Source organism: Barnesiella sp. CU968, from assembly GCF_905219685.1.
GTDB lineage: Bacteria > Bacteroidota > Bacteroidia > Bacteroidales > Muribaculaceae > Lepagella > Lepagella muris_A.
Genome location: NZ_CAJMXD010000509.1, coordinates 1 through 1,726, shown reverse-complemented (window position 1 = coordinate 1,726; position 1,726 = coordinate 1). Strand labels below are relative to the sequence as shown.

Genomic DNA, 1,726 nt, shown 5'->3' with positions numbered 1-1,726 from the left:
AAACCCATATAAATAATTTCGAATTAAATTTAAACAGTTTCTTAAACATGGTGTATGACGTAAAATACGTCAGTACCGGGAACACGACAGAACCCCAAGCGTTATTTTTTGTTAATAAAGTATGAAGAAATCTGTAATTTGGCTTTTGACTATAATAATGGCTCTGACTTTCGGAGTCTTGCTGTATTTTCAGATCATGTATCTTGAAAATATGGTAAAAATGCGCGATGAGCAATTCTCAGAGGGGGTAATGCGCTCCTTATATTCCACATCGGAATTTCTTGAACGCGAAGAAACCCTTCATTTCCTCGAACAGGATATAAACATAATAGAATCGAGCTTTTATCATGATTATACCAACACCAGATCCGCTGAAACAACCCGCATAGAGCCGTCTCGGATATTTCCTCCCGCAAATCAGAATGTGGCTCAAAGATATCGCAATATGCAAGAAGTGATTCGCAGTCAGTACCTTTATCAGAAGGGGCTGCTCAATGAAGTCATTCTTTCCATATTGCGCGATGCCGGGTCACGTCCGGTGATGGAGCGCGCAGACTCCACAATGATTCGCAATTGTCTGCGCACAGAACTCGCGAACAATGGGGTAAACGTGCCGTTTGTATTCGCCGTATACGGAGTCAGAGGGAATCTTATATATTCAACAGACGGATATAAAGAAAACGCCAAACGCGACATTTACAGCATACCTTTATTCTCGAATTCCGACACATATTATAATCTTAAAGTTGAGTTTCCCACCAAGCATTCGTATATCTTCTCTTCCGTAAGATTCATCATACCTACGCTGGTGATGACACTCATACTGCTGTTGATATTTCTTTACACAATAATTCTCGCGTTCAGACAGAAAAAACTTACCGAGATGAAAACAGACTTTATCAACAACATGACCCATGAACTAAAGACACCGATTTCAACAATATCGCTGGCAGGACAAATGCTCTCGGATCCTTCGATAAGGAAATCACCCTCCTCCCTGCAACATCTTTCTGAGGTAATAACAGAAGAATCCAAAAGACTTCGTTTTCAGGTTGAGAAAGTGCTGCAGATGTCTGTATTCGACAACACCGGTTCAGCTCTGAAATTTACAGAGGTTGATGCGAACTCTATCATAGCCAATGTTATAAACACGTTCAAGATAAAGGTTGAAAAATACGGTGGCTCGCTGACCTCGCTGCTTGAGGCAGACAACGCGTTGGTCCGTGTTGACGAGATGCAATTCACGAATGTGATATTCAATCTTCTTGACAATGCTGTCAAATACATGGATGAAGAACGTGAACCGATGCTCGAGATAACAACCAAAGACATTGCCGGCAATATGCTTGAAATCCGAGTCAAAGACAATGGCATCGGCATCAAGAAAGATGACCTTAAAAGAATTTTCGACAAATTCTTCCGGGTTTCCACAGGCAACCGTCATGATGTCAAAGGATTCGGACTGGGACTCGCATATGTGAAGAAAATGATAACACTCTTCGGAGGAAACATATCTGTGGAAAGTGAATTCGGCAAAGGCTCCACTTTTGTCATTACGTTGCCACTGATAGAAAAGTCTACGAAAGAAGATTGACAATGCAGATGTTAACCGGCACATTAAAATGTTAAATTATGATGCGGAATTTTCTTGCATTGTTTGTTATAGAATTAAAGAATGTGAAAAAACGACAAGAGTTTAACAATTCATAAACTGAATAATAATTTA

The 1,726-nt window shown here is 40.2% G+C and carries 1 protein-coding gene; it reads left to right on the top strand.

The window, feature by feature from the left end:
- Positions 1 to 121: 121 nt before the first annotated feature.
- Positions 122 to 1,594, top strand: coding sequence for a HAMP domain-containing sensor histidine kinase (locus JX312_RS13195; RefSeq protein ID WP_123406321.1), 1,473 nt, complete (start codon positions 122 to 124; stop codon positions 1,592 to 1,594).
- The last annotated feature ends 132 nt before the right edge of the window (positions 1,595 to 1,726 follow it).

Excerpts from the sequence above, each read along its gene's own strand:
- JX312_RS13195 (WP_123406321.1), top strand. The coding sequence starts at position 122 with ATGAAGAAATCTGTAATTTGGCTTTTGACTATAATAATGGCTCTGACT.